This is a genomic window from Microbulbifer maximicatervae (SeqCode) (genome assembly GCF_056231245.1).
The window spans coordinates 2,580,467-2,604,103 of the sequence record NZ_CP174334.1 but is presented as its reverse complement, the minus strand read 5'-3'; the positions used below and the strand labels follow the sequence as shown (position 1 = coordinate 2,604,103).

Annotated in this window: 22 protein-coding genes; 14 read left to right on the top strand and 8 right to left on the bottom strand. The window is 46.3% G+C overall.

Going from position 1 to position 23,637, the window contains the following annotated elements; all coding sequences use genetic code 11:
• Positions 1-60: 60 nt before the first annotated feature.
• A complete protein-coding gene (locus ACJJIS_RS11230; protein WP_475710316.1) occupies positions 61-558 on the top strand; it encodes a hypothetical protein in 498 nt (165 codons plus the stop codon).
• A gap of 791 nt (positions 559-1,349) precedes the next feature.
• Positions 1,350-2,600, top strand: a complete 1,251-nt coding sequence (locus tag ACJJIS_RS11225) for an anthrax toxin-like adenylyl cyclase domain-containing protein (protein WP_444913944.1) — start codon at positions 1,350-1,352, stop codon at positions 2,598-2,600.
• A 49-nt stretch (positions 2,601-2,649) separates the two neighbouring features.
• Here the strand turns inward: ACJJIS_RS11225 and ACJJIS_RS11220 are convergent, their stop codons facing one another.
• Positions 2,650-3,069, bottom strand: coding sequence for a TraR/DksA family transcriptional regulator (locus ACJJIS_RS11220; protein WP_444933357.1), 420 nt, complete (start codon positions 3,067-3,069; stop codon positions 2,650-2,652).
• 124 nt (positions 3,070-3,193) lie between these two features.
• Between ACJJIS_RS11220 and ACJJIS_RS11215 the strand changes: the two genes are divergently transcribed.
• From ACJJIS_RS11215 to ACJJIS_RS11190, 6 genes are all read left to right on the top strand, one after another.
• Positions 3,194-3,556 (top strand): MerC family mercury resistance protein, encoded by a 363-nt coding sequence (locus tag ACJJIS_RS11215; protein WP_445364133.1) that lies wholly within the window; start codon positions 3,194-3,196, stop codon positions 3,554-3,556.
• A 9-nt stretch (positions 3,557-3,565) separates the two neighbouring features.
• Positions 3,566-4,075, top strand: a complete 510-nt coding sequence (locus ACJJIS_RS11210; protein ID WP_475710315.1) for a ZrgA family zinc uptake protein — start codon at positions 3,566-3,568, stop codon at positions 4,073-4,075.
• Positions 4,076-4,078: 3 nt separating this feature from the next.
• A complete protein-coding gene (locus ACJJIS_RS11205) occupies positions 4,079-4,546 on the top strand; it encodes a Fur family transcriptional regulator (protein WP_282933007.1) in 468 nt (155 codons plus the stop codon).
• Positions 4,546-5,586, top strand: a complete 1,041-nt coding sequence (locus tag ACJJIS_RS11200; protein WP_475710314.1) for a CobW family GTP-binding protein — start codon at positions 4,546-4,548, stop codon at positions 5,584-5,586. The genes ACJJIS_RS11205 and ACJJIS_RS11200 overlap by 1 nt, the downstream gene beginning before the upstream one ends.
• Before the next feature lie 112 nt (positions 5,587-5,698).
• A complete protein-coding gene (locus ACJJIS_RS11195; protein WP_413662159.1) occupies positions 5,699-8,062 on the top strand; it encodes a M1 family metallopeptidase in 2,364 nt (787 codons plus the stop codon).
• 107 nt (positions 8,063-8,169) lie between these two features.
• Entirely contained in the window at positions 8,170-8,655 is a 486-nt protein-coding gene (locus ACJJIS_RS11190; protein WP_413662158.1) for a DUF6702 family protein, read from the top strand.
• A gap of 158 nt (positions 8,656-8,813) precedes the next feature.
• Here ACJJIS_RS11190 and ACJJIS_RS11185 read toward each other — a convergent pair whose 3' ends face one another.
• The 3 genes from ACJJIS_RS11185 to ACJJIS_RS11175 form a co-directional block, all read right to left on the bottom strand.
• Positions 8,814-9,371, bottom strand: a complete 558-nt coding sequence (locus ACJJIS_RS11185) for a hypothetical protein (RefSeq protein WP_475710313.1) — start codon at positions 9,369-9,371, stop codon at positions 8,814-8,816.
• A 530-nt stretch (positions 9,372-9,901) separates the two neighbouring features.
• Complete coding sequence (locus ACJJIS_RS11180; protein WP_444908148.1) at positions 9,902-10,117, bottom strand: hypothetical protein; 216 nt, start codon at positions 10,115-10,117, stop codon at positions 9,902-9,904.
• Positions 10,118-10,274: 157 nt separating this feature from the next.
• Positions 10,275-11,078 (bottom strand): IS3 family transposase, encoded by an 804-nt coding sequence (locus ACJJIS_RS11175; RefSeq protein WP_475710312.1) that lies wholly within the window; start codon positions 11,076-11,078, stop codon positions 10,275-10,277.
• 66 nt (positions 11,079-11,144) lie between these two features.
• On the opposite strand from ACJJIS_RS11175, the gene ACJJIS_RS11170 reads away from it, so the two are divergent.
• Positions 11,145-12,283 (top strand): IS3 family transposase gene (locus ACJJIS_RS11170; protein WP_475708187.1). Its coding sequence is split into 2 segments (ribosomal slippage): positions 11,145-11,394 and positions 11,394-12,283, totalling 1,140 coding nucleotides; the frame shifts between segments, so codons are not numbered across the junction.
• Between the two features lie 74 nt (positions 12,284-12,357).
• Here the strand turns inward: ACJJIS_RS11170 and ACJJIS_RS11165 are convergent.
• From ACJJIS_RS11165 to ACJJIS_RS11155, 3 genes are all read right to left on the bottom strand, one after another.
• Positions 12,358-12,648 (bottom strand): transposase, encoded by a 291-nt coding sequence (locus ACJJIS_RS11165; RefSeq protein ID WP_475710311.1) that lies wholly within the window; start codon positions 12,646-12,648, stop codon positions 12,358-12,360.
• A 104-nt stretch (positions 12,649-12,752) separates the two neighbouring features.
• Entirely contained in the window at positions 12,753-15,080 is a 2,328-nt protein-coding gene (locus ACJJIS_RS11160; protein WP_444908149.1) for a TonB-dependent receptor, read from the bottom strand.
• Positions 15,081-15,122: 42 nt separating this feature from the next.
• A complete protein-coding gene (locus ACJJIS_RS11155; RefSeq protein WP_444908150.1) occupies positions 15,123-15,845 on the bottom strand; it encodes a DUF1826 domain-containing protein in 723 nt (240 codons plus the stop codon).
• Between the two features lie 663 nt (positions 15,846-16,508).
• Here ACJJIS_RS11155 and ACJJIS_RS11150 point away from each other — a divergent pair.
• Positions 16,509-18,734 (top strand): S46 family peptidase, encoded by a 2,226-nt coding sequence (locus ACJJIS_RS11150; RefSeq protein ID WP_444908151.1) that lies wholly within the window; start codon positions 16,509-16,511, stop codon positions 18,732-18,734.
• Between the two features lie 51 nt (positions 18,735-18,785).
• Here the strand turns inward: ACJJIS_RS11150 and ACJJIS_RS11145 are convergent, their stop codons facing one another.
• The gene (locus tag ACJJIS_RS11145; RefSeq protein WP_444957835.1) at positions 18,786-19,409 is read right to left on the bottom strand and encodes a DUF3299 domain-containing protein; all 624 of its coding nucleotides are present in this window, start codon (positions 19,407-19,409) and stop codon (positions 18,786-18,788) included.
• Between the two features lie 86 nt (positions 19,410-19,495).
• Between ACJJIS_RS11145 and ACJJIS_RS11140 the strand changes: the two genes are divergently transcribed.
• From ACJJIS_RS11140 to ACJJIS_RS11125, 4 genes are all read left to right on the top strand, one after another.
• The gene (locus ACJJIS_RS11140) at positions 19,496-20,233 is read left to right on the top strand and encodes an ABC transporter ATP-binding protein (RefSeq protein ID WP_444908153.1); all 738 of its coding nucleotides are present in this window, start codon (positions 19,496-19,498) and stop codon (positions 20,231-20,233) included.
• Positions 20,223-21,431: an ABC transporter permease gene (locus ACJJIS_RS11135; protein ID WP_444957834.1), complete on the top strand. Its 1,209-nt coding sequence runs from the start codon at positions 20,223-20,225 to the stop codon at positions 21,429-21,431. The genes ACJJIS_RS11140 and ACJJIS_RS11135 overlap by 11 nt, the downstream gene beginning before the upstream one ends.
• Before the next feature lie 257 nt (positions 21,432-21,688).
• The gene (locus tag ACJJIS_RS11130) at positions 21,689-22,993 is read left to right on the top strand and encodes a S8/S53 family peptidase (RefSeq protein ID WP_444908155.1); all 1,305 of its coding nucleotides are present in this window, start codon (positions 21,689-21,691) and stop codon (positions 22,991-22,993) included.
• Positions 22,994-23,113: 120 nt separating this feature from the next.
• A complete protein-coding gene (locus ACJJIS_RS11125) occupies positions 23,114-23,635 on the top strand; it encodes a DUF4166 domain-containing protein (protein WP_444908156.1) in 522 nt (173 codons plus the stop codon).
• Positions 23,636-23,637: the final 2 nt, after the last annotated feature.

The following is a 23,637-nucleotide window of genomic DNA, read 5'->3' as shown; positions in this document are numbered from 1 at the left end:
TCGCAGCGTATTATTTTGTAGATCAACTATCGAAATTGAATTTGCTGGCTAGATATTTTTATGGGAATATTTTTTGTTATTCTCTTTGTCGGAGGGCTGCTTGCAGTCCCATATTTGGTGATTAAACTAACCATGCTTGAACAAGATGAAAGTAGTCAGTGGTCAACCTTCTGGAGGCTGGCTTCCGCAGACTATTATACAATGCAAAGTGTTGCAGCTATCCCAGTCACTGGCTTGTCATGTTATATATCGTTTTATCGAGGGGTGTCGACAGGAAGCTTTGAATTTATAGTAATTGCTTTTGGTTTGGCGGTTCTCATATTGTTTTTAATTGAAGATCTTCTAAGGCAAGATTATCTTCAATTTCATATCAAAAATTTAAAGCTGTTATCGATAAGTGTCATTTCTTTAACGTTGATTGCTCTAGAGTTGTCAATGGCAGCCACTACATTTATTGGAGCCATCGCTATACTTTGGGTGTCAGTTAGATGTGTAAAGCAACAAGTACTCAGCAATAGAGATAAAACAGAATCTGGAACTTTAGACGGTGACAGGTAGTCGGCAATGTAATTGATATAGTCTGATAAATATCAATTTTCTTAGTGTTCAAATTTTGGTGGGTCCGGGTGTGTTTAATGTCGTAAAGTCCAACGATTCCTCTTGTGTATAACAGGCTCTGTTCTGACTCAGATAGGTAGATTAATTGCGCTCCTTTAGGAAAAGATCTCGGAGGCTAGCTAGGGGTCTTTTTTCTTTAGGTTATAATTCGTGATCTGATGTGGCCACCCTTCTCTAATCTGGTAAATACTATATCTATCAAGAATATATTCATCTACAGGATATCATATATGTCTAGTACTGATGCTTCAGTTGTTTAAACCGACCCTTCTCAATTCAAAAGGCCAAAATCTAAAAAAATATGTCCAAAACCTAAAGGCTGGGGTTCGAACTGCGTGTAGGCTTAAGTTTTAGAGCAAACTGGAAATCCTTTGGATGCTTTAGGTGATACGATCCACGGACTTTGGTATTTTGGTAGCCTTTCCTTTGCGTATGAATTTGGGGTAGGGCATTTTTCAAGCCAAGCTTCCTAAGAATTTGGCTTTATTAATTGGATTCAAAAGACTAATTCAGTTTGTGTTCACAGATACAGACCTATAAATAAGTCAGGGCGATGGGCAAGATCTCTACCTTGGCGTGTTTGATAATAGTAATTGGACTAGTGCTTATTTTTAGAGGCACAAAATATAGATTTAGTAGTTTTACATTCATCGTAATAAATTTCTATAAATAGCATTTATTTAGCTAATCGAAATTTATATGTAGGCTGCCCCGAAACAGGAAGTTAATACATGGACCTTATATTTAACAATGCTGCATTGCGTCAAAACCTTATAGGCTGCCCGGCTTCTCATGCAGACGCATTTAAAACCACCGCAGCATCTCACCGTTGCGTTATCATCGTTCGCGCAACAGGGCCAACATGTACCCAATTACTTGAGCAGGGATATGACACAAAGGGCTTTAGGATTCATGGGAAGTCATGTGATTGGGGGCCGATGGCAGGCTTTGTATTACGAGACCCCCGGTTAAATAAACACGGGATGAGAAAAGCGGCCTATAACCGTGATCAACATCGAGAAGCCTTTACTGATCTACAGTCTGGTGCAGGTTGGACTGCATCAACAACACCTCTTCGATTACATCAGGAACGGGTTGATTGGCTTATTCAATCAGGAAAGATCAATGTTACAAGAAAAACTCAAGATCGTTACGAAGGTGTAGCCAGCCACCTCAGTGGCATTACTTTTCATTACTCTCTTATCAGGGTTAACACATGCTTGGGAGACATGTGGGGTGTCTATGTCGATAAGGAAAAAAGTAGGCAGTCAGGCTTTATTCAGGAGCGTGGCAACATTGTTGTTCAGTATGACACTAAGTACAAGGATATGTATGAGCCGCTACTGGCAATGACCAACCCCGTGGAGCATCGTCATTTTCGTAATGAGCACCCCCTTAATGCAATTACTGGAGATTATGATCTGTTTGCTATCTGGCCATTTAAGCGGGGCGCAAAGAAGTTTGATCGATATGGAGATGATCGCCGTATTCTCGGCACTGCTCAAGCTTGGTCGCAGCGTCAGCATATCGAAACCCAATTAGAGAGAAATTTCACTACCCAAAGGCAAGGCACCAAGCTGGGTAATATAACTAATCGGATTTATGAAGTAAGCCAGACACTCAATTCCACTATCGGTGGTATCCGCAGCCCGAGAGCTGGAGCTGGGCAGTGGGGGCCATTCCCGAGAAGAAATGTGCTATGGCACAGTGATGAAGCCGCACGCCCATATGTGAATGACATAGATTTACCCCTTATTGCATTTACTCCTGCTCGCAGTGAAGTGGTCATTCAAACTTTGCAGGCTTTCAGAGAGCTTATAGCAATGTGCAGAATAAATGGTGTCAATGTCACTCTGGCAGAGGGCTGGGCAATGAACCCTACCAATAATAAGCCAGACCGATTGGGGCAAGGCTACGGAAGGTTTGTACCCCGCGACTGGCACTTTGGTCAGTGGATTGTCCCACCTTGGTACAATGCTTAACTATCGGGCTGTATGAAAGAAATATTAGTGGTCTCTTAGAAGGTGACCCTTATCTTCGCTTACTGTAGTTACGCTCCAGTATTTCCTGGCGAGCTTTCTCTTCAAAGGAAAGCTCTGCGGTGGGTCTTATCAATAGTCGCTGCAGCCCGATAGGGTCACCGCTGATTTCGCAGTAACCGTAGCTGCCATCTTTTATTTTCTCCAGAGCCCGCTGGATCTTTCTCAACAGCAGGTTCTTTCGACCGGTAAAGCGCAGATGTTGCTGGTTCTCTTGCTCTGCGGTCGCCCGGTCCAGGTCATCAGCTAAGGCAAGTTTCGTGGTAGCAATAGCCTGTTGCCCGTGTGCAAGCTCGGCTAGCAGGTCATTTCTCAATTCCATCAGAAGCTGTTTGAAGAAGAGTAATTGCTTTTCGTTCATATAGTCTGATGCAGGCATCCCCAGCAGTTCTTGTTCACCGATTTTTGGCATTCCATGAATCCCCTGTTGCATAGCTCGTGTTGACTTGAAATATTAAATTTATGATATAACATATCATTAAGTTGATTGAAGTGTATGTGGTTGTCTTGGGTTCTCGTAGATTAAAAGGATTGTTGTGAGAGATACTTTAGGAATTTTGGCTTCTGGGCTTTGCTTGCTGCACTGTCTTTTGACTCCTTTGTTACCGCTATTGGGAGGTTTGGGGATATTGGGTGCTTTACAAGAGGACCAGTTTCTCCACTTGCTGTTGCTTGTACCTGTGGTAATTCTGGCCTTGGCCAGCTTCCCAGCCTCTTGCCGGCGCCATCAGCGCTACGCGGTAATGATTGTTGGTTTCTCCGGGGCATTGCTGTTGGTTGGTGCGCTATATATCGAGGGAGTATGGGAGCTAGTTGCCAGTGTTCTTGGTGCAGGCTTATTGATTGTTGCCCACTGGGTAAACCTGCGCTTGATTTATCGGGATGCTTTAGTCGAGTAGGTGAGGGTCATGAAACTTGCAGGAGCATTGTTTGTTGCGTTGTTTTGGGCCGGCCCAGTCGCTGGGGAAATGGGAAGTCATGTTCACGGTAAGGCGATGATGTACCTGGTGGCCGAAGCAGACAAAATCATCGTCGAGCTGGAGTCACCCACAGTCGATCTAGTGGGATTTGAGCATGCGCCACGTAGCGATGTTCAAAAGCAGCGGTTAGAGCAGGTTGCTCACGAGCTATCCAAGCCAGATCATTTTCTTGAGTTTGTCGGTGCCCAGTGCAAACCCTTAAGTGTGGAAGTTAAAGCGCCATATAGCGCAGAAGTTACCAGTGACAACTCGGTGCGCAGTGGTTTCCGTGCTAGTTACCAATTCAAGTGTGATAATCTGGCAGAGTTCAACAGTGTCATTGTTACCCTGTTTGAGAGGTTTCCCGGTATTCATGGGATTGCAGTGCAATGGATCAGCTCCGGTCGTCAGGGGGCTGAACTGCTCACTGGTAAAGACAACAAATTGCAAATGAAATAGGCTATGAAAGCATCCCAAATCAAACAGACCCTGAGTGTGGCGGAACAAACCTGTCGCAGTTCAGGTGCCCGCCTGACTGAAAAGCGTAAGAACGTTCTTACCGTGTTGTTGCGGTCAAAAACTCCGCTCTCTGCCTATGAAATAGCGGAGCATTACAATGGTGACTTTGGCGACTCAATTCCCGCCATGTCAGTCTATAGAATGCTGGACTTTCTGGCAGCAGAGAACCTGGTTCACAAACTCAATTCAGAAAACAAGTACCTGGCCTGTGCTCATATTGCCTGTGACCACAGCCACCAGACCCCACAGTTTTTAATCTGCAATCGCTGCAGCAAAGTGCGGGAAATTGGCATTAGGCCCGAAGTCATTGATGCATTGCGCGATACAGTTGAAAGTGCTGGATATCATCTCCAGACATCCCAATTGGAGCTGGATTGTGTTTGTGATGAGTGCAGCCGGGATGCAGCTTAGTGGCAGCTAGTCAGTTAATACGCGGGGTACATGCCAACGTTATCACTGGTTTTTTGGGCGTCGGCAAGACAACGGCTATCCGGCATCTCCTGGAAAGTAAGCCCGCTAATGAGCGCTGGGCTGTTCTGGTCAATGAGTTTGGAGAAGTGGGCGTTGATGGCGCACTTTTTGAACCAGAACAGGAAGGCGATATTTATATTCGGGAGGTACCTGGCGGCTGTATGTGCTGTGCTGCTGGTTTGCCGATGCAGGTTGCTTTAAACCAGTTACTGGCTAAGGCCAGGCCCCATCGATTAATAATTGAGCCGACGGGCCTGGGGCACCCTAGAGAGGTGCTGGCGGCTTTGTCTGATGCAGTGCGCGGCGGTGTGTTGGACCTTCGCGGTACGCTAACTTTGGTCGATGCTCGCTGTATTGAAGATAACCGCTACTTACGTAGTGAGACTTTTCGGCAGCAATTAGAAGTTGCTGATCTGGTAGTGGCTAATAAGTCTGATCTCTACGGCCCCGAAGACTTGCAAAACCTTCAGCGATTTCTCTCGTTCTTAGGTGAGGGCGCTGAAAAACCGCTGCAAGTGGTGGAGCAGGGGCGTATCGAATTGGATTGGCTCCAACTGCCCTGCAGTTTTCAGGTCTCGTCAGGGAGTGACCACCACCACCCAGTAACTCAGGCGGCGGATGAGATTGAGCTATTGCCGGAGTGTGGCTATCTCCGCTCAGAGAATAGCGGAGAGGGATACTACAGCTGTGGCTGGCGTTTTAGCCCTGAATTTATATTTGATTATGATGCGGTCTTTTCACTATTCAGTGGCACTGACGCTGAGAGAATCAAGGGGGTATTTATTACCGAGCAAGGTGTATTTGGATTTAATAAGGCTGGCAAAGTGCTTACAGTTTTAGAGCTGGATGACACATTGGAAAGCCGGGTAGAGGCGATTAACCAAGCGCGTCTGGACTGGGATGCAATGGAGAGCTCCTGGATCGCTGCCCTGGCGGATAACCAGGGTACCGAAACAAAAGTGTTTTACGAATCCAAATAGCTATATGGCCAGGTATTCAAATCTGGCCTGGCTTATTAGAAATTTTTGCATAAATTCGGTCCGACCGTATTCCGTAAAGTTTTAATCTGACGTAAATCTCTGAAGTAAACCAATGAATATAAAATTACTCGGCCGCTTAACTGTGGCATGGCTTGCTATGTCCGGAACCTCGGGCAGCTTTGCCGCAGATCCCCTAAATGTAACCGGTGATAAGTTCCGCCAGCTGGAGGAACTGCTGCCGACACCGAATAGTTACCGAACAGCGTCGGGAGCCCCTGGTCATGCCTATTGGCAGCAGCAGGCGGACTACGATATCAAGGTTTCATTGGATGATGATAAGCAACTGATCACTGCTTCAGAGACCATCACTTACACCAATAATTCGCCGGACACCCTGCGTTACTTGTGGGTGCAACTGGATCAAAATCGCTTCAAGCCAAATTCCTCTGGTAATTTGGCGACGCCGGTTGATATGGAAGCTATTGAACCGGACACCATTCCATTTAAGAGTTTTCGTCGTGCAGTAGTATCCGGTGAATTCCCAGGCGGATACCAGATTACTAAAGTGGCTGACACTCGGGGTAGGGAGCTTCGCCATACTATTGTCGATACCGGCATGCGAATTGACTTGCCCCAGCCTCTGGCCTCAGGTTCCAGCGTGAGTTTCCAGATTGACTGGGCTTACAAGGTTATTGAGCAGAAAGCACTGGGTGGGCGTTCCGGTTATGAATATTTTGAGCGCGACGATAACTACTTATACGAGATAGCCCAATGGTTCCCTCGTATGGCTGCATATAACGATGTTAGCGGGTGGCAAAACAAGCAGTTCCTGGGACGCGGCGAATTTGCGCTGGAGTTTGGGGATTATCGCGTTGCTATTGAAGTGCCAGCAGATCATATCGTTGCTGCAACCGGTGTTCTTCAAAATCCCAAGGATGTATTGACCTCCAAGCAGCGTGAGCGCTTGCGAAAGGCTCGAGTAGCCAGTAAGCCTGTGATGATTGTCACTAAGAATGAAGCGCTGGAGAACGAAAAAAGTCGTTCAAATAAGCGTAAAACCTGGGTATTTGAAGCTGAGAATGTACGTGACTTTTCTTGGGCTTCGTCACGTAAATTCCTGTGGGACGCACAGGGTTACAAGAAGGGTGGAACCGATACGATGGCTATGTCCTTCTACCCGGAAGAGGGCACTCCACTGTGGGACAAGTACTCAACAGAGTCCATTATTCATACAATAGATATCTATAACCGCTACAGTTTTGACTATCCCTATCCGGTCTCTATTTCCGTCAATGGCCCTGTGGGGGGAATGGAATACCCCATGATCACCTTCAATGGTCCGCGCCCTGAAATTGATGAGGAGGACCGCAGCAAGCGTACTTACTCTCGCCGCACCAAGTATGGGCTTATCTCTGTGATCATTCATGAGGTGGGGCACAATTATTACCCTATGATCATCAACTCTGATGAGCGTCAGTGGACCTGGATGGATGAGGGCCTGAATACCTTCGTACAGTTCTTGGCTGAACAGGAATGGGAAGAGAAGTATCCATCCCGCCGTGGCGATGCACGAAAAATTGTCGAGTATATGAAGAGTGAAAACCAGGTTCCGATTATGACGAACTCGGAATCTGTGCTTCAGCTTGGTAACAATGCCTACGGTAAGCCTGCAGCTGCACTGAATATCCTGCGTGAATCCATTATGGGGCGTGAGTTGTTCGATTTTGCTTTCCGGGAATATGCCCAGCGTTGGAAGTTCAAACGCCCTATGCCTGCGGACTTTTTCCGCACTATGGAAGATGCATCAGGTATGGACCTGGATTGGTTCTGGCGCGGATGGTTCTACACCACTGATAATGTCGATATCAGCCTTGATGCCGTACATCATTACACCGTTGGTACACAAAATCCTGAAGTGGAAGGGCCTTGGAAGCGCGCCCAGCATAAACGGGAACCCGAGACTATCACTGTTATTGAAAATCGCGCGAAAAAGTTGACTCGAATCGTCGATGCTAAGCCGGAGTTGGAAGACTTCTATAATACTCACGATGAGTTTGACGTTTCTAATGCGGATCGCAATAGCTACCAAAGTAAACTAGAAAATCTAGAGGACTGGGAAAAAGACATGCTCAAGGTTGAGAGTAATGTCTACGTGCTGGACTTTAGCAATATTGGTGGCTTGGTGATGCCACTGTTCCTGCGGCTGGAATATGAAGATGGGAGTGTTGAGGATTTGCGTATCCCCGCTGAAATCTGGACTCGCAATGCCAAGAAGACCTCCAAAATGCTGGTGAGGGATAAGAGCAAGGTGCTTAAGTCTGTAGTGCTCGATCCCCATTGGGAAACAGCGGATGTCAATGTGGAGAACAACTTCTATCCACGTCGAATTATCAAGTCACGCCTGGAACTATTTAAGGATGAAAAGCAGCGTAACTTGATGAAAGATTGGGATGAGGAGCTTAAAGAGGAAGATTAGGTCTTGGAAAAAGTGCAGCACGCAGGCGGTCGGCCTGGAGGCTGCACTTTTGTCCTTTTTACTAAAAATATCCATCTGAAACATTCATTGTGTAGTGGTAGTATTTGATGAAAGTTTTACTTTCCTTTTTAGTGATAGTCACAACCTCGGTATTTTCATTCCAGGCAAATGCACATCGCTATCATTTTGGTTTGACCAACCTCTCCGTAAACGGGCGTACTCAAACGCTGGAGGTTTCCCATCGTTTTTTTGTTGCTGACATTGAAAAGGCCTTATCAATAAGTGCCAGTAAAGAGTTGAATGAAGCACAAAGACAGATGGAGAGCTATGTCAATTCAAGATTTCAGATTAGCCAGGAAAATGGTGAGGTGGTGAAGCTTAATTGGGTAGGTATGGAAGCCGACGTTCATGACATTTGGATATATCAGGAAGTGCCTATGGTAGATATTTCCAGTAAAAAATTGAACGTTAAACAATCAATGCTGATGGAGATAGAGCGGGACCAAGTGAACACATTGAATGTCAATAATGGCAGGGGAACTCAAAGCTACACCTTAAAGCCCGGTGAGAGTAAGGTAGGGTTCACTTTATGAGCTGGAAACTTGTCAGATAGTATCTAATTCTGTAGTTGATCGTTCAGGGTTGACCTGACAGAAGACCTTTTGAAAACCGGTAACTGTCAGATCAAATCTGAACTGATGCAGTCAAGAGCAGAATAGCTCAATAGGCTATACGTCACTCTTGAGAAAAGTTAAATTACTTGCCCCGTTACCGGCATATATATCATGGTTGTATGGGAATTGCCGTTATGATTACTATCTTTACCAAAAAAATGAGCCATATCTAGTAGCTCCCAACCGCCTGTATTTCCATCAGTAAAAACACAGTCACTTTTATTGCCTGCTCCATGACCATTTGAGGTATGAATCATTACATGTCTCATAACTCCTAAATTTGATAGAAAACCAACGAAGCAGCCCTCCGGCAAGGTCATCAAATCGTGCAGAGTATTAACTGATCGGGCTCTGGGGGTGGCTCCAAAAATTCTATTGTAGTTATTGTTACCAGTAACATTATAGTTTTTGTTGTCCATGGTTACACTAGGGCAGTTTACACCCTTGGCGCTCCAGGCACAGTAGAGCGCAGCGTCCCAGCATTGCAAACTGCTTAGTTTTGTATAAAGGGAAAGCTCTGGTCCTGTCAGAGTGCCGTTCATGAAAGCGGGTTTAGCATTCCCCATCGCTTCAGCTAACAGACGTGTTCTTCTACCCGGTGTTTGCCCCTCAGGGATTAAGGTCATTAGTGGCATTTTTGTTCCTTATTTTTATGCTTAGAAGTTGTTTTCTAAATGTTAATGCACTAAATGAATCGCATTGAAGCCATGATAAATGAATGGCGGACCTAACTGTTAGAAAAAAGTGCTATTTGTAATGCTGTGTTTTTGTCGGCTAATGGCAATCTCTAGATGCGACTCTTTATTTTATATTTTTTGATTAAATGGCCGCGCTTTGTGGGCAGCAAGTCGTAAAACCCTACTTGGTATCAGGGGTTTCATTTTCGTAATTTCCGTTTCAGATCTTTAGTTTGAGTAACTGTGATCTCTGGTATCAATTTCTGGATGTTATTAACGGCTTCTTGTTACTTGTAAAGGCAATTGAGTTGAGGTCGCTATGGTTGTTTTAGGTTGGAGTAATAGCTAGATGTAAATCTTTCTTAAATTATCCGCATCGATGGGTAGGGTGTTTGGGTTTCCTTATAAAACTATTAATCTGGAGTCACATAATGCCAGTCGAGGCTATTGTGTCCATTGGTTTTGGTGGTTTTTAGTTGTCTCCGGGGTCATATTTCTTCACGTACTTGTTTAAACCAGCTGAGTACTTTCTGGTGGTGTTCTTGCCCGTATAAGAGAATAAAATTACGGGTGTGGTAGTTCTTGTTGTCCTGCAGTGCATTGATGCGCTCATCAACAAATTCTGGTGTTAGTTCGATGCCGCACTCTACCGTAATGCAATATAGCCAAGCATTGAAATTCTCTGGCACTACTGGCTGGGTCATAATAACTCCTAATTATTTTCTTGGTGCCTACGGGCCCTAAGGGAAGTTCTTGTGAAAACGCAGGGATTTTTCTAAGTTCTTATTGAGGGCAATTTATAAAATGGAAAAACCACCGGCAATGATTACTTGTTGTGGTCAACTCCAACCGGACACTTCTTTAAGCACATTTCTCAAATTCGATAGGGGCTAGGTCTCCCAGTGTTGTATGTATTCTGCGTGAGTTGTAATAAGCAATATAGGCTCTTACATCTGCTACCGCATCCTCCCTTGTCGGATAAAGGTTTCCCGTTACCCACTCCCGCTTCAGGCTGCTGAAGAAACGTTCAGTCGGTGCGTTGTCCCAACAATTTCCCTTACGGCTCATTGAACACACCATCCCATGCTGACTCAATAACGTTTGGTAGGTATGGCTGGCATACTGACTGCCACGATCAGAGTGATGCAGGAGACCTTTTGGGGGCGAACGCAAATTGACAGCCATCATCAACGCACGAGTTACCAGGGCCGTTTCCATCTTGCGATCTAGATGCCAACCAATAATCCGGCGCGAATAGAGATCAATCACTACCGCCAAGTACAACCAGCCCTGCGAAGTCCAAATATATGTAATATCAGTCGTCCAAACTTGATTTTTAGCGCTCGGTGAGAACTCCCTATTCAGAAGGTTCTCTGCGACCGGCAGGTGATGTTTACTGTCTGTCGTCAGTGTAAATCGCTTCTTACGCTTTACTGCCAAGCCTAGCTTTTTCATGAGCTTGCGGACTCGATAGCGCCCGACTTCAAAGCCTTCTTTACGTAACAGCTTCATTAACCGACGACTTCCCAGGCTCTGTCTAGATTCTGCAAATAGGGCCTTCAAACGATGGCATAGTTGCCATGTTTGAGCATCTATTGAGCTATTACCACGGCAACACCAATCGTAATAACCAGTTTTACTTACTTGCATTACCCGGCAGAGCACCCTTGTAGTGGTCTAATCCTTCCGGACACTTCGCTAAGATGGTAAAACTACCAAGCGAGGTGAAGTATGACAACAAAAGGTACACGTCGGCATTTCAAGCCGGAATTTAAGAAAGACGCCGTAGCGCTAGTCTCTGAGCAAGGGTATTCAATTTCTAAAGCAGCAGAGGTTGTAGGAACAACAGCCAATAACCTGCGACGCTGGATAAAGGAACTGAAGCAGGAAGAAGACGGTGTGAGGTTGGATGTAGGTGAGCGCGCAGAATTAGAGCGATTACGACGTGAAAATAAGCAGTTGCGGATGGAGAAAGAAATCCTAAAAAAGGCCAGCGCCTTCTTTGCGAAAGAAATGAAATAAAGTACAGCTTTATTGAAAAACAGCAAGGCAGCTTTCCTGTTAGGGTGCTCTGCCGGGTAATGCAAGTAAGTAAAACTGGTTATTACGATTGGTGTTGCCGTGGTAATAGCTCAATAGATGCTCAAACATGGCAACTATGCCATCGTTTGAAGGCCCTATTTGCAGAATCTAGACAGAGCCTGGGAAGTCGTCGGTTAATGAAGCTGTTACGTAAAGAAGGCTTTGAAGTCGGGCGCTATCGAGTCCGCAAGCTCATGAAAAAGCTAGGCTTGGCAGTAAAGCGTAAGAAGCGATTTACACTGACGACAGACAGTAAACATCACCTGCCGGTCGCAGAGAACCTTCTGAATAGGGAGTTCTCACCGAGCGCTAAAAATCAAGTTTGGACGACTGATATTACATATATTTGGACTTCGCAGGGCTGGTTGTACTTGGCGGTAGTGATTGATCTCTATTCGCGCCGGATTATTGGTTGGCATCTAGATCGCAAGATGGAAACGGCCCTGGTAACTCGTGCGTTGATGATGGCTGTCAATTTGCGTTCGCCCCCAAAAGGTCTCCTGCATCACTCTGATCGTGGCAGTCAGTATGCCAGCCATACCTACCAAACGTTATTGAGTCAGCATGGGATGGTGTGTTCAATGAGCCGTAAGGGAAATTGTTGGGACAACGCACCGACTGAACGTTTCTTCAGCAGCCTGAAGCGGGAGTGGGTAACGGGAAACCTTTATCCGACAAGGGAGGATGCGGTAGCAGATGTAAGAGCCTATATTGCTTATTACAACTCACGCAGAATACATACAACACTGGGAGACCTAGCCCCTATCGAATTTGAGAAATGTGCTTAAAGAAGTGTCCGGTTGGAGTTGACCACAACACCTAACAGGAAAGCTGCCTTGCTGTTTTTCAATAAAGCTGTACTTTATTTCATTTCTTTCGCAAAGAAGGCGCTGGCCTTTTTTAGGATTTCTTTCTCCATCCGCAACTGCTTATTTTCACGTCGTAATCGCTCTAATTCTGCGCGCTCACCTACATCCAACCTCACACCGTCTTCTTCCTGCTTCAGTTCCTTTATCCAGCGTCGCAGGTTATTGGCTGTTGTTCCTACAACCTCTGCTGCTTTAGAAATTGAATACCCTTGCTCAGAGACTAGCGCTACGGCGTCTTTCTTAAATTCCGGCTTGAAATGCCGACGTGTACCTTTTGTTGTCATACTTCACCTCGCTTGGTAGTTTTACCATCTTAGCGAAGTGTCCGGAAGGATTAGACCACTACAACTGCTGGTGGTTTCATTGATTGACTAAAGCCTTTCCCTCACTAAAACATGCCTCGCAATCCAACATTAAAGTTCCGCCCCGGCAGTGGAGCAAGTTCCTTTAGGAAGGATGAATGCACGTAAGCTAACTCGTCAGTTAGATTGTTAGCCTTCAGATAAACGGTGAGGTCGTGTTGGCTTCCTTGAAAAGTGTATGCAAGCTCAGTATTCAAAAGTGTGTAAGCAGCGGTGCTGGTTTCCAGTTCTGATACTTTGTTTTGCTCAAACGCGTGCGTAATCTCAATTCCTGCATCCCATCCATTGGAGCTATAACTTAACATACCGCCCAATCGTGCAGGTGGAGTGCGAGGCAGGTTACCTCCGTCATCTAACTTTCCACGAACAGTGTCTCCCCACAGTGTTAATGTGAGTGGCTTGGATATTTGCCAGGCAAATTCAGCTTCTAGCCCGTAGAGTGTCGAATCAGCTTGATCGAAGACATAAACGGGTAATTCGCCATGATTGTGACTCTCTTCTTCCTCATCGTGACCATGCTCTTCAATATCTTCGCTGGTGTAGCCCGTATTTCGCTCGTAGTAGAAATTATCAACCTGGTTGTAGAATAGATTCAGCACCCAGCCGATATTTCCGGAATGCCGGCGAAAACTGAGGTCAATGTTGTTGGAAACCTCTTCCTCAACATTGTTCTCGTAGTAAAAATAGGGCTCTTCTGTGTCATCCAGTCTAAATAGTGCGCCGACTTCGAAGGTGCTGGTGCCAATATGGGGACCATAAGAAAAAAGTTCAGCGGCACTGGGTGCTCGTTGGGCGTGGGTAAAAGAGATGCCGGCATTGTAATTAGCGGCAATGTCCCAGACCAAGCCGGCAGAAAAGCTAAAGGGTGTGAAAGCTAACTTATCGAGATTTCCCCCCTCCCAGTCATCATCGGTGGCTTCGATAGTGACTCTTTCGATTCGGGCTCCTAACTGCCATAGGAACTCTCCCGTGTGCTTTTCCTGTATTAGCCCAATCGCTGAGCTTTCCGTTGTGCTCGGCGGAGTGAACGCCTCTTCGCCTATTGCTTCAAAATCGGTGGTTTTGCTTTCCAGGGTTATTGCACCACGCCAGCCGGCCATATCTTGCAGCAGCAGGTTGACCCGTGCTTGCAGTGTTTGATTACTGAATGTCGTACCGATAGCGTTGTTTTCGATCTCAGAATGTTCGTAGTCTGTGTAGCCAATTCTGGCATCCAGGCCGCTCAACCATGGGTTATCCAGTGACATTTCGCTAGCCAATTGCCAGCGGTCCTGTTTCAAGTCAGAGACTACTTCTAACTCTTCTTCATGCTCGTCATGATGCTCTGACTCATCTTCCTCGTGTTCCTCATGTTCTTCAGCGTGCGAATGGCTGTGCCCGGGAATACCGTTAATTCGCTCCAGGCGTCCATAGGCAAGGCCGATTGAACCATTATCTAAAAACCAGTTGCCACCGATGTTGAACCCTTTGCTTTTTGAGTCACTGTTCTCTAATACCCCACTGGATTCTTCGCCATAGTCGCTTGAGGTGGGAATTTCATAGTCGTCACCTTTGCGCCAGAAGCTGTCCACGTGATACGCCAGCTGATCATTGCCGCCGGTATGAGCCAGCGAGGCTTCGCGCTCATCTGCCACGGTATTGCTTCCCAGCGAATAAGCAGTCCTGTTTTCACTAGAGGTAGGGATCCGCTCATCTACCACATTGACTACGCCACCGATGGCTCCTGAACCATAAAATAAAGTGGCAGGCCCCCGCAGGATTTCTATCTGCTCTGCAGTAATGGTCTCAGTGGCGACGACATGGTCTGGGCCAACTCGGGAGGCATCGGCGCTATCGAGCCCATTTTGGGTAATCAGAACGCGGGGGCCGTTGAGTCCACGGATAATGGGGCTACTGGCTACTGGTCCAAAGTAGCTGGAATGAACCCCTACTTCATTCTTGAGGGTTTCTCCCAAAGTGGAGGCTTGTTTTCGACGCAGCTCTTCGCCGGCTACCACTGTTACTGGTTGTGCTGATTCAATGGTGGAAGCATGTAATGGTGTGGCTGTTACGTCAATTTGTTCGATAACAGTGTGTTGCAAGGTAACCTTCAGGGGCTCATCCTGACCAGCTTGTAAAATTACTGTCTTATGGCTGTGCCCCGGGGCATTGATATGGATCTCGCGGAGCTGTGAAGTATTCACCTCAAGTGAAAATCGGCCCTGCGCATCTGTTTGTGCCTGCTGTCTACTTCCCGCGACTTCAATACTAGCGCCATAGATGGGCTCTCCAGAAGAATCTAATACCTGGCCGGAAATCCCATGGGCCAGGTTAGATAGGGTCATCAGTGCGAAAAGGTTCGCAGTAAGTTTCATGAGTTATTCCTTATAAGATTTTTACGTCCAAGTGCACGCTAGTTACTCGTTGGCGGACCCGAAATCGAAAGTGAGCAGTAGTCGCAGTTGGCCGGGATCGACACTGGGTGAGCGATGGATTAGGCCGAATCCTTCATTGCCTTCCCAGAGTTCACCTTTGAGTAGGGCAACCGAGCCGCATGCCAGGTGATTGATGGAAGTTGAAGGAAATTCCTGGTTGGCCTTCAAGTCGAGTGTATGAGGGTCAATAGAGTCTGGTGTCAGCCACTCTGTCCCGGTGCCCAAATAGGTTGTAATCAATCGGCAAGGCACTCGGTCTACGTGAAATTTGGGGCACATTGCACCGCTTAAGGTTGTTAAGCGAATGCCGACTCCGCTTAACTCAAACAGGTAACTGAACATATCTGCCAGTAGCTGGATATCAGCACATAGGTGCGGGTAGGGCTTAAGCTCCGGTAATACTTCAGCGAGACGGTCAATCTTGGTGGTGGGAAGCAGAATCCGGCGGTTGGGATGCACAGCGCTATTTAGAAGAGATTGGCAATTATAGGCTATGTCTTTGGGCAGTTCTCTTTGCCAGATAGCCATATTGATATCAGTTTGGAAAATATCTGCCAAAATTTCTCCGGTATCTGCAGACACGGACCGGCGGGTATTTGGCTCCTTTACCTCAGATACTCCTTTTCCAAGTGGAACCAGCTCCGCATTATTTACCTGTGTAATCAGTGGCTCACGGCTTCTTTCGTTAGAGTAAATCAGGCTCAAGATATGCTCCTCTTAAGTAAATTCGGCTAGCGAAAATGTTTTCCGCATTGTTTATTTGCTTTGCTCTTAATGAGCGAGAGCAGGGTGTTAGTGAGGTTCCTGGCTGAAAGCGTTCAATCTTCAGTTGTGGAGATGATATAACGTATCATATTTGGGTTGGTGAGATTAGGCAACCTCCAGGTATTGAAGAGGAAGAGGGGTTTTGGAGTCAAAATGATCGAGCTGATGTCGGTCGTTGGGATGAGACGGTGGATGTTGTAACAGGAATAGGCTTTCTGAGGTGTGCGGGTATGTGCTTACGGGTAGTGAGTTACTTCGCGATATCTCACAGAGGGTCATACTGTTTATCGCAAATATCTTTCTTGTTGTCGGCGCAACTTACATTTTACTCAGATCTGGTGGATCTAAAATGATATAGTGTATCAATCGTATCTTTGTGGTTTATCCAAATTGGGTGGAAGAGCCAGGAAAATAATGGCGATGATTGGCCGGCTTCAAGTAAGGTCTCAGATTCGTGTTGGTCTACAGCCGAAGAGGGTATGTTACTCTGTCAGCTTGCTGTGTTTGTAGGTGAATTTTCGGTGTTTATGCCGCAAAAAACAGGGTTAGTGTTGGGAAACATCCAAAGCTCACCTGTTATTATTTAAATATTGCTGAGTAAATATGAAAATAAATAATTCTATTGTTTACGGGGTTGCAACTGCTGCACTACTCGCTGGAGCCAGTTACTCCAGCCTTGCTGCAGAGAAAGAAAGTGTTTCGACCGAGGGGATGTGGCAGCCTCACCAGTTGCCTGAATTGTCCAAGGAGCTTCGCAGTCATGGCCTCGAGCTGGACCCAGCCAGCATGACCAAGCTTACTGAATTCCCTATGAATGCGGTGATTAGCCTGGGGGGGTGTTCCGCTTCCTTTGTCTCTCCCACGGGATTGGTGATTACCAACCACCACTGCGCCTACGGTTCAATTTCATACAATTCAACTGAATCCAAGGATTTACTGGCGGAAGGTTTCCTGGCCGGGGATTTAGCGGAAGAGTTGCCTGCTGCACCTGGCTCCCGTGTCTATGTCACCGTTGCAATGAACGAAGTGACGGATAAGGTTAATGAGCGCCTGACTGATGAGATGGATGGTGCTGCACGTTTTGCCGCAATCGAAGAAGCAGAGAAAGCGCTGGTTTCCGAGTGTGAGAAAGAGCCGGGGCATCGCTGTGAGGTTTATAGCTACTACGGCGGTTTGAATTACTACCTGGTCAAGCAACTGGAAATCCGCGATGTGCGTTTGGTCCATGCGCCGGCATCTTCGATCGGAAAGTTCGGTGGCGATATCGATAACTGGATGTGGCCTCGCCATACCGGCGATTACGCCTTCTACCGTGCCTATGTGGGTAAAGATGGTAAACCGGCCGATTACTCTAAAGATAATGTCCCTTACGAGCCCAAGCACTACCTGCCCGTAGCGGCAAAAGGCCCTAAGGAAGGCGATTTTGTGATGGTTGCCGGTTACCCTGGCCGCACTAATCGCTATCGCACCGCCCAGGAAGTGGAAAGTAACTTCAATTGGTATTACCCAAACATGCAGCGGGTATTGGGTGAGTGGTCAGAAACGATTGGTACGGCTACCGCCGACAATAAAGATGCAGAGTTAAAGTATGCCAGTCTCGTGGCAGGCTTGAATAATTACTCTAAAAACTTTACCGGCATGATGGAGGGATACCAGCGTAGCGATCTATTGCAGCGTAAAGAAAAGCTGGAAAAAGATTTGCAGGCCTGGGTGGATTCAGACAAAGCCCGCCAGAAAAAATACCAGTCTACTATTGATGACCTTGAGGCACTGGTTGTAGAAAAAGAATCAACCCGTGAACAGGATCTCGCCATCGATTATATGGATCGTTCAGCTATGCTGGGTGCCGCGAGCAAACTGTATCGTTTGGCTAAAGAGAACGAAAAACCTGATGCTAAGCGCAAGCCGGGTTATCAGGAAAGGGATCTGACCCGATTCACAGAGGGCATGCGTCGTATTGAACGCAGCTATCATCCATCAGTCGACAAACAGATCTGGCTCTACTTCCTGGACCGTTACCAGGCACTCCCGAAGGAGCAGCGTATAGCCAGCTTTGATCGTTTCTTGAACATCGGCAAAGGCAATACAGACTTAGAGGCAACACTCGACAAAATGTATAAGGAAACAGAGCTTTCCGATGTCGAGGTACGTGAAGCATGGATAGGTAAAAAGCCTGAAGACTTTATAGAGAGCAAAGACCCGTTTATCCAGCTGGCAGTGGCCATGTACGAAGACATGCTTACGCGTGAAGAGCATGAGGAGTCCATGAAAGGTCGCTTTGCTCAGTTGCGCCCACAGTATATGGAAATGCTGATTGATTATTACCACTCACTGGGTAAGCCGGTTTATCCTGATGCAAATAGCTCCCTCCGCGTGACCTATGGTTTGGTCAAAGGCTATGAGCCACCACCAGGTACGATTAAGAAGGCCGCTGACGGCAATGACGGTAAGCAAGGTTTTGTACCCTTTACAACTTTGCGTGGCATTAAGGCCAAGTACACAGGTGAGGCTCCCTTTGATGCCCCTAAGGCTTTGATGGAAGCTATCGATAAGAAGAGCTATGGCCGTTACTATGAAAAGCAGCTGGATTCGGTGCCGGTTAATTTCTTAAGTACCGTAGATATTACGGGCGGTAACTCAGGATCTCCGACAATGAATGGTCGCGGCGAGCTGGTGGGAGTCGTATTTGACGGAACCTACGATAGTATCAATGCTGATTGGGACTTCACCGATAGCACCCGGGCGATTCATGTCGACATCGCTTACATTCTCTGGGTAATGGAGAATATCGACGGTGCCGGATACCTGGTTCGGGAGATGGGCCAATAGCCGGCAATCGATGAAGTAGTGTCCTCGGGTGAGCAGCGCTCGCCTGGGACATTATTCTGTGTAAGGTTGAATGTTATCCACTTCCATACTGTAAGCCGCAGTTCCGAACTCGCTTTCTATTTTCAATGTTCTCAGTTTCCCTTCTATAGAGAAAGGTTCATACAGAGCGTCAACTTGAACTCCCTCAGGAAAACTGCCATGGATAACCTGATTTGGGGGTGGGGGCGGCAGGTGGATACAGGCTCCGAAGTAGGGAACAAAAAGGAAATTGGAAATTGTTAATTCGTCATTGAATTCAATTGGAACTATAAACCCAGCAATACGTATCTGTTGGTTGTCGAACTCTGGTTTTATTCGGGTGGAAGTCAAAGCGGCTTGGTAGCGGCTTTCATTTTCGCTCGTAGTGGCAATAGCTGATGAGTTAGGCATTGAGTCGGCAGTGGAGCCTTCAACAATATCATCTATGTATTCTGGTGGGTTGAGTAACGCATCCAGATCATCTTTTGGGATTAACTCTTCCCAGCTGACTTCACGATAATTGATACTTACCTGTTTGACTTGAGTATCTTCAGCGACTGGCGCTGAAACTTGATTGGTTTCAACTGGGCTATCACAGCCAGCTACGAGTAGTACGATTGCCAGGGTGCAGGCTGATGAGAAGAGATATCTGTTCATGGCTGGGGTTTATTTATCGTATTAAATGATTTGATATATCATTATATATCTGTTTGCAAAAATCCATGCTGCAAATGAGGTGCAAGATGAATGCTTTCACTACGAAATTGAAACTAGCGGTTGAAGTGGAGCAGCTGCGCTTCGCCTATCGTACAGGTCCTTCGGTTTTAGAGGTCCCTTATTGGTCAGTACCTGTCGGTGAGCAGGTATTTTTACGTGGCCGCTCCGGTAGTGGTAAATCAACACTGCTGAACCTCCTGGCCGGTATTCTGTCGACAAAAGTTGGAAGCCTTAAGGTTCTGGGTCAACCACTGGGTACACTGAGTGAGCGCAAGCGGGATCGCTTCAGGGCGAGACATATTGGCGTTGTATTTCAGCGCTTTAACCTAATTCCCTATTTGAGTGTGGAGGACAATATTCGTGTCGCTACCCACTTTTCTGGTTTCCGTGGCGATTTTCGCGGCAGGGTTAATGAGCTGCTAACGGGACTCTGTTTAGGAGAGGAAATTTTACCCAAGAAAGTGGCCAGCTTGAGTGTCGGACAGCAACAGAGGGTGGCAATCGTGCGGGCATTGATCAATGAACCGCAGTTATTGCTGGTTGATGAGCCTACATCTGCTTTGGACCCTGAAGCGAGAGATGCTTTTGTCCAGTTGTTGATGACTGCATGTCAGCAAAAGAAATGCACTCTGATCTTTGTCAGCCACGATAGCTCTTTGGAACGACACTTCCCTCTGGTTATGGATATGCGCGAAATAAATATTGCCTGGAAACTTAGGCCCGAGTGGGACACTGCACCGGAGGCTTTAGCCGATGTTTTTTAAACTTGCTTGGCAAAGCCTGATGCAGCGTAAGGGTAGTGTGTCACTGGCCGTATTGTCTGTAGCAATCAGTTTGATTCTAATGTTGGGGATCGAGCAGTTGCGAAGCCATACTAAAAACAGCTTTAGTCGAACTGTGTCAGGGGTAGACCTTATTGTTGGGGCACCTACGGGACAATTGAATCTCTTGTTATACAGCGTATTCCATATTGGGAATGCCAGCAATCATATTTCATGGGATAGCTACCAGGAACTTACTCACTTACCCCAGGTACGTTGGGCGATACCCCTATCCCTGGGGGATTCGCACCAAGGTTACAGGGTGGTGGGAACCTCAACGGGATTTCTCGATCACTATCGGTATGGGAATAAGAGGCCATTGGAGCTATCAACCGGCCAGAATTTTATCGATACTTTTAGTGTCATATTGGGGGCGGAGGTCGCTCGGGAACTCAACTACCAACTTGATGACACTCTCACATTGGCGCACGGTTTGGTTGGAACGCGCTTCACAGAGCATGGTGAAAACCCCTTTATCGTTAGTGGCATACTCAAGCCTACTGGTACACCAGTAGATCGAGCACTCTATGTAAGCTTGGCGGGACTGGAAGCCGTTCATGGTGCTGATGCGGAGCACGATGATCTGGTGCCTAATAACATTACTGCCTTCTTACTCGGGCTTAATTCCCCTATAGCTACATTTCAGGTACAGAGAAAAATAAACGAATATTCGAAGGAGCCGCTGCTGGCAATATTGCCGGGCATTGCACTATCGGAGCTTTGGCAGATATCCGGTGGTATAGAAAAGGTACTATTTTTTGTCTCAGCTATGGTGGTTTTGGCTGCATTACTTGGCTTATGTATCTTACTACTTTCCACGATGCGCGAGCGCAGACTGGAGATAGCACTACTGAGAACTGTAGGTTCTGGCCCTTTGTTTTTATTCCTATTGATCCAGACTGAGGCATTTTTGGTTTTACTTTTAGGTGCGACAATTGCTGTTTCTGGATTGATAATGGGAGGCTGGCTGGTTGAGCCAATTCTGACAGATAAATTTGGAATCTATTTGGACGGCGTTGTTATAGGCGAACATACGATTGTGCTTTTAGCTTTAGTACTGGTAAGCACATTAATTGTGGCTGCTATTCCCGCTATAAGTGCATGCCGCCAGTCTTTGGGGGATAGTGATCTTCTGCATTGACTAGAAGATGAGGCGGAGCCAAATTCAGAGTAAGACTTTCTCTAGATTTTGATGTCAGAGGTAACCGAATATCTTTTATTTTATGAGCGATATTAGCTTTGTAATTTCTATATATATTTGCTTTGTTGCCTTTCCACACCATTCGTGATCCTATTTCCAGGCTGCGAGCTTTTCCTGTCACTGGGACTATTTATATCCCGTGGCTTGTAGCAGCCTACAAACACTATCTAATAATTTTTCATGACAAGGAAATAGTTTTGAATAGGATAATACTAACAATCTTAATGTTGCTGGGTAGCCTCAATATATTTGCTTCAACCCCAGATATTGAGCAGGCCAGAGATTCCTTAGAGATTGTGAAAGAATTAACCCCCTGGCCTTGGGAAGAGCCGGTAACTCCAATTATTGAAGAGTATCTGGCAGCTGATTTTGATCAATATTCGGGAATGGCAAAATCCCACTACATGGTTGAAGAATTACTGATGCACAAGTGGGGGCAGTCAATCACAGAATTTATTGTATTAGCTGAGCTTCTATACACGTTTCAGCCAGAAGATTACCAGAAGCAATATAGGCCGGAATTTGATGCCGCTATTGCCGACCTGAATCTATTCAGGTTGGCGATTAATGAGTTACTGCTTCCCCATGTGCCCGGTTATAAACTGAAACAGCAAATTTTGACTAAGCGCTTTGATGGCGAGGGTATGGTAATTGCTGTTTTTGATTTGTTTGATCCGACACGCTTACAAGAGCAGCGCGAACAGTATCCCAATATTGAAGCGGAAGTTGCCTTTGGTGATCCCATCACTTTCCTTCATGGTAACACCGTAATTGATATCATTTTGGATATTGCTCCGAAGGCGACTATTGTACCCGTTAGTGCCGAGAGCAAAACTTATAATGATGCAATGGCCTATATGCGGTATCGAGATGACATTAGTGTGATCAATATGAGCCGTGCATTTCATATCACCAATGACCAACTCGACCCAGAGTTTGCAGAGCATCTTTCCGCTATTTTACAAAGTAAGATTTTTACCAAGTCACTGGGGAATACAGGTACAGATCTTGAGCATAACAACACCGATGTCAGAGAGCGCTTGGAGCTACCACCACTCGGCAGCTTCTTTACCTATGACCTGGATTTAATCAGGGCATTCCTTGCTCAGAATGAAGGGCAGGCCGGTGCTGAGAATTTGTTTTTTGCAATCAACCTCCAGCCATTCTCAAATGAGATCTCACTTACGGCGACGGTTCCGGGTTACAACCCCTTGGCTATTAAGCAGAGCTTTGCTATTGCCGGCGATGCAGTATATTCAGCTTCCAGTCAAAACTTTGAGTCTGGTAGCTCTTTTGCCGCTCCTCAACTAGCGGCTGTCAGCCTATTGCTCCTTGAAATGGCAGACTACTACGGCCTTAGCAGGGTAGAAGCTGCTCAGCTAGTGAGCAAGTCATTGAAAGATAATGCTCGCCGCAGTTGGCTAGGTGATCACAACACCGGGCTTGGGTTCGTTGACGCCCACCGGGCTATGAGCGCTATTCTGAGAGCGAATAGCAAATAAGCTTGATTTAGTCATCGAGTTGAATGAGAGTGCGCTGGCAGGTTGAATATTTGCAGCCTGCCAGTTACCTGTATAGATGGTACTGTGGGTAAAGGAAGTGAATAGGAATAGGAGTGAATATTGAACATACTTTCCGCTCATATGGGGTCCTCATTCAATGAATTATCTCCACTGTTGCAATTTGCACACACTGGGATGAAGAGGTATGAGGGTTCTGTTGTCGTCAAACGAGGTGGGGTTATTGCGAATACTATTTGTTCAATATTTAGATTCCCGAAGGCGAGTTCAAGTTCGCAGTTAGTTGTTGATTGTGGACACTTTTCCGATCGGATGGATTGGGTGAGAGATTTCGATGGGTTCAAGATGAGCTCATCATTTTATTCAGAAAAAAATTATCTGGTGGAAAGGCTCGGCCCTTTGGAAATGCAGTTTACCGCTCATAATGTCAACGGAGCACTTGAATATCAGTTTTCGAAAACGAAGCTATTAGGTATAGCTTTGCCAAAATTTCTTTGGCCCAAAGTCAAGGCTTATGAAACAGAGAGTGAAGGGCAGTATCAGTTCAGTGTCAGTGTGCACATGTTTTTAGTGGGGTTCATTTTATCATATGCTGGCGATCTGAAAATTACGGAGCCCGCTTGATT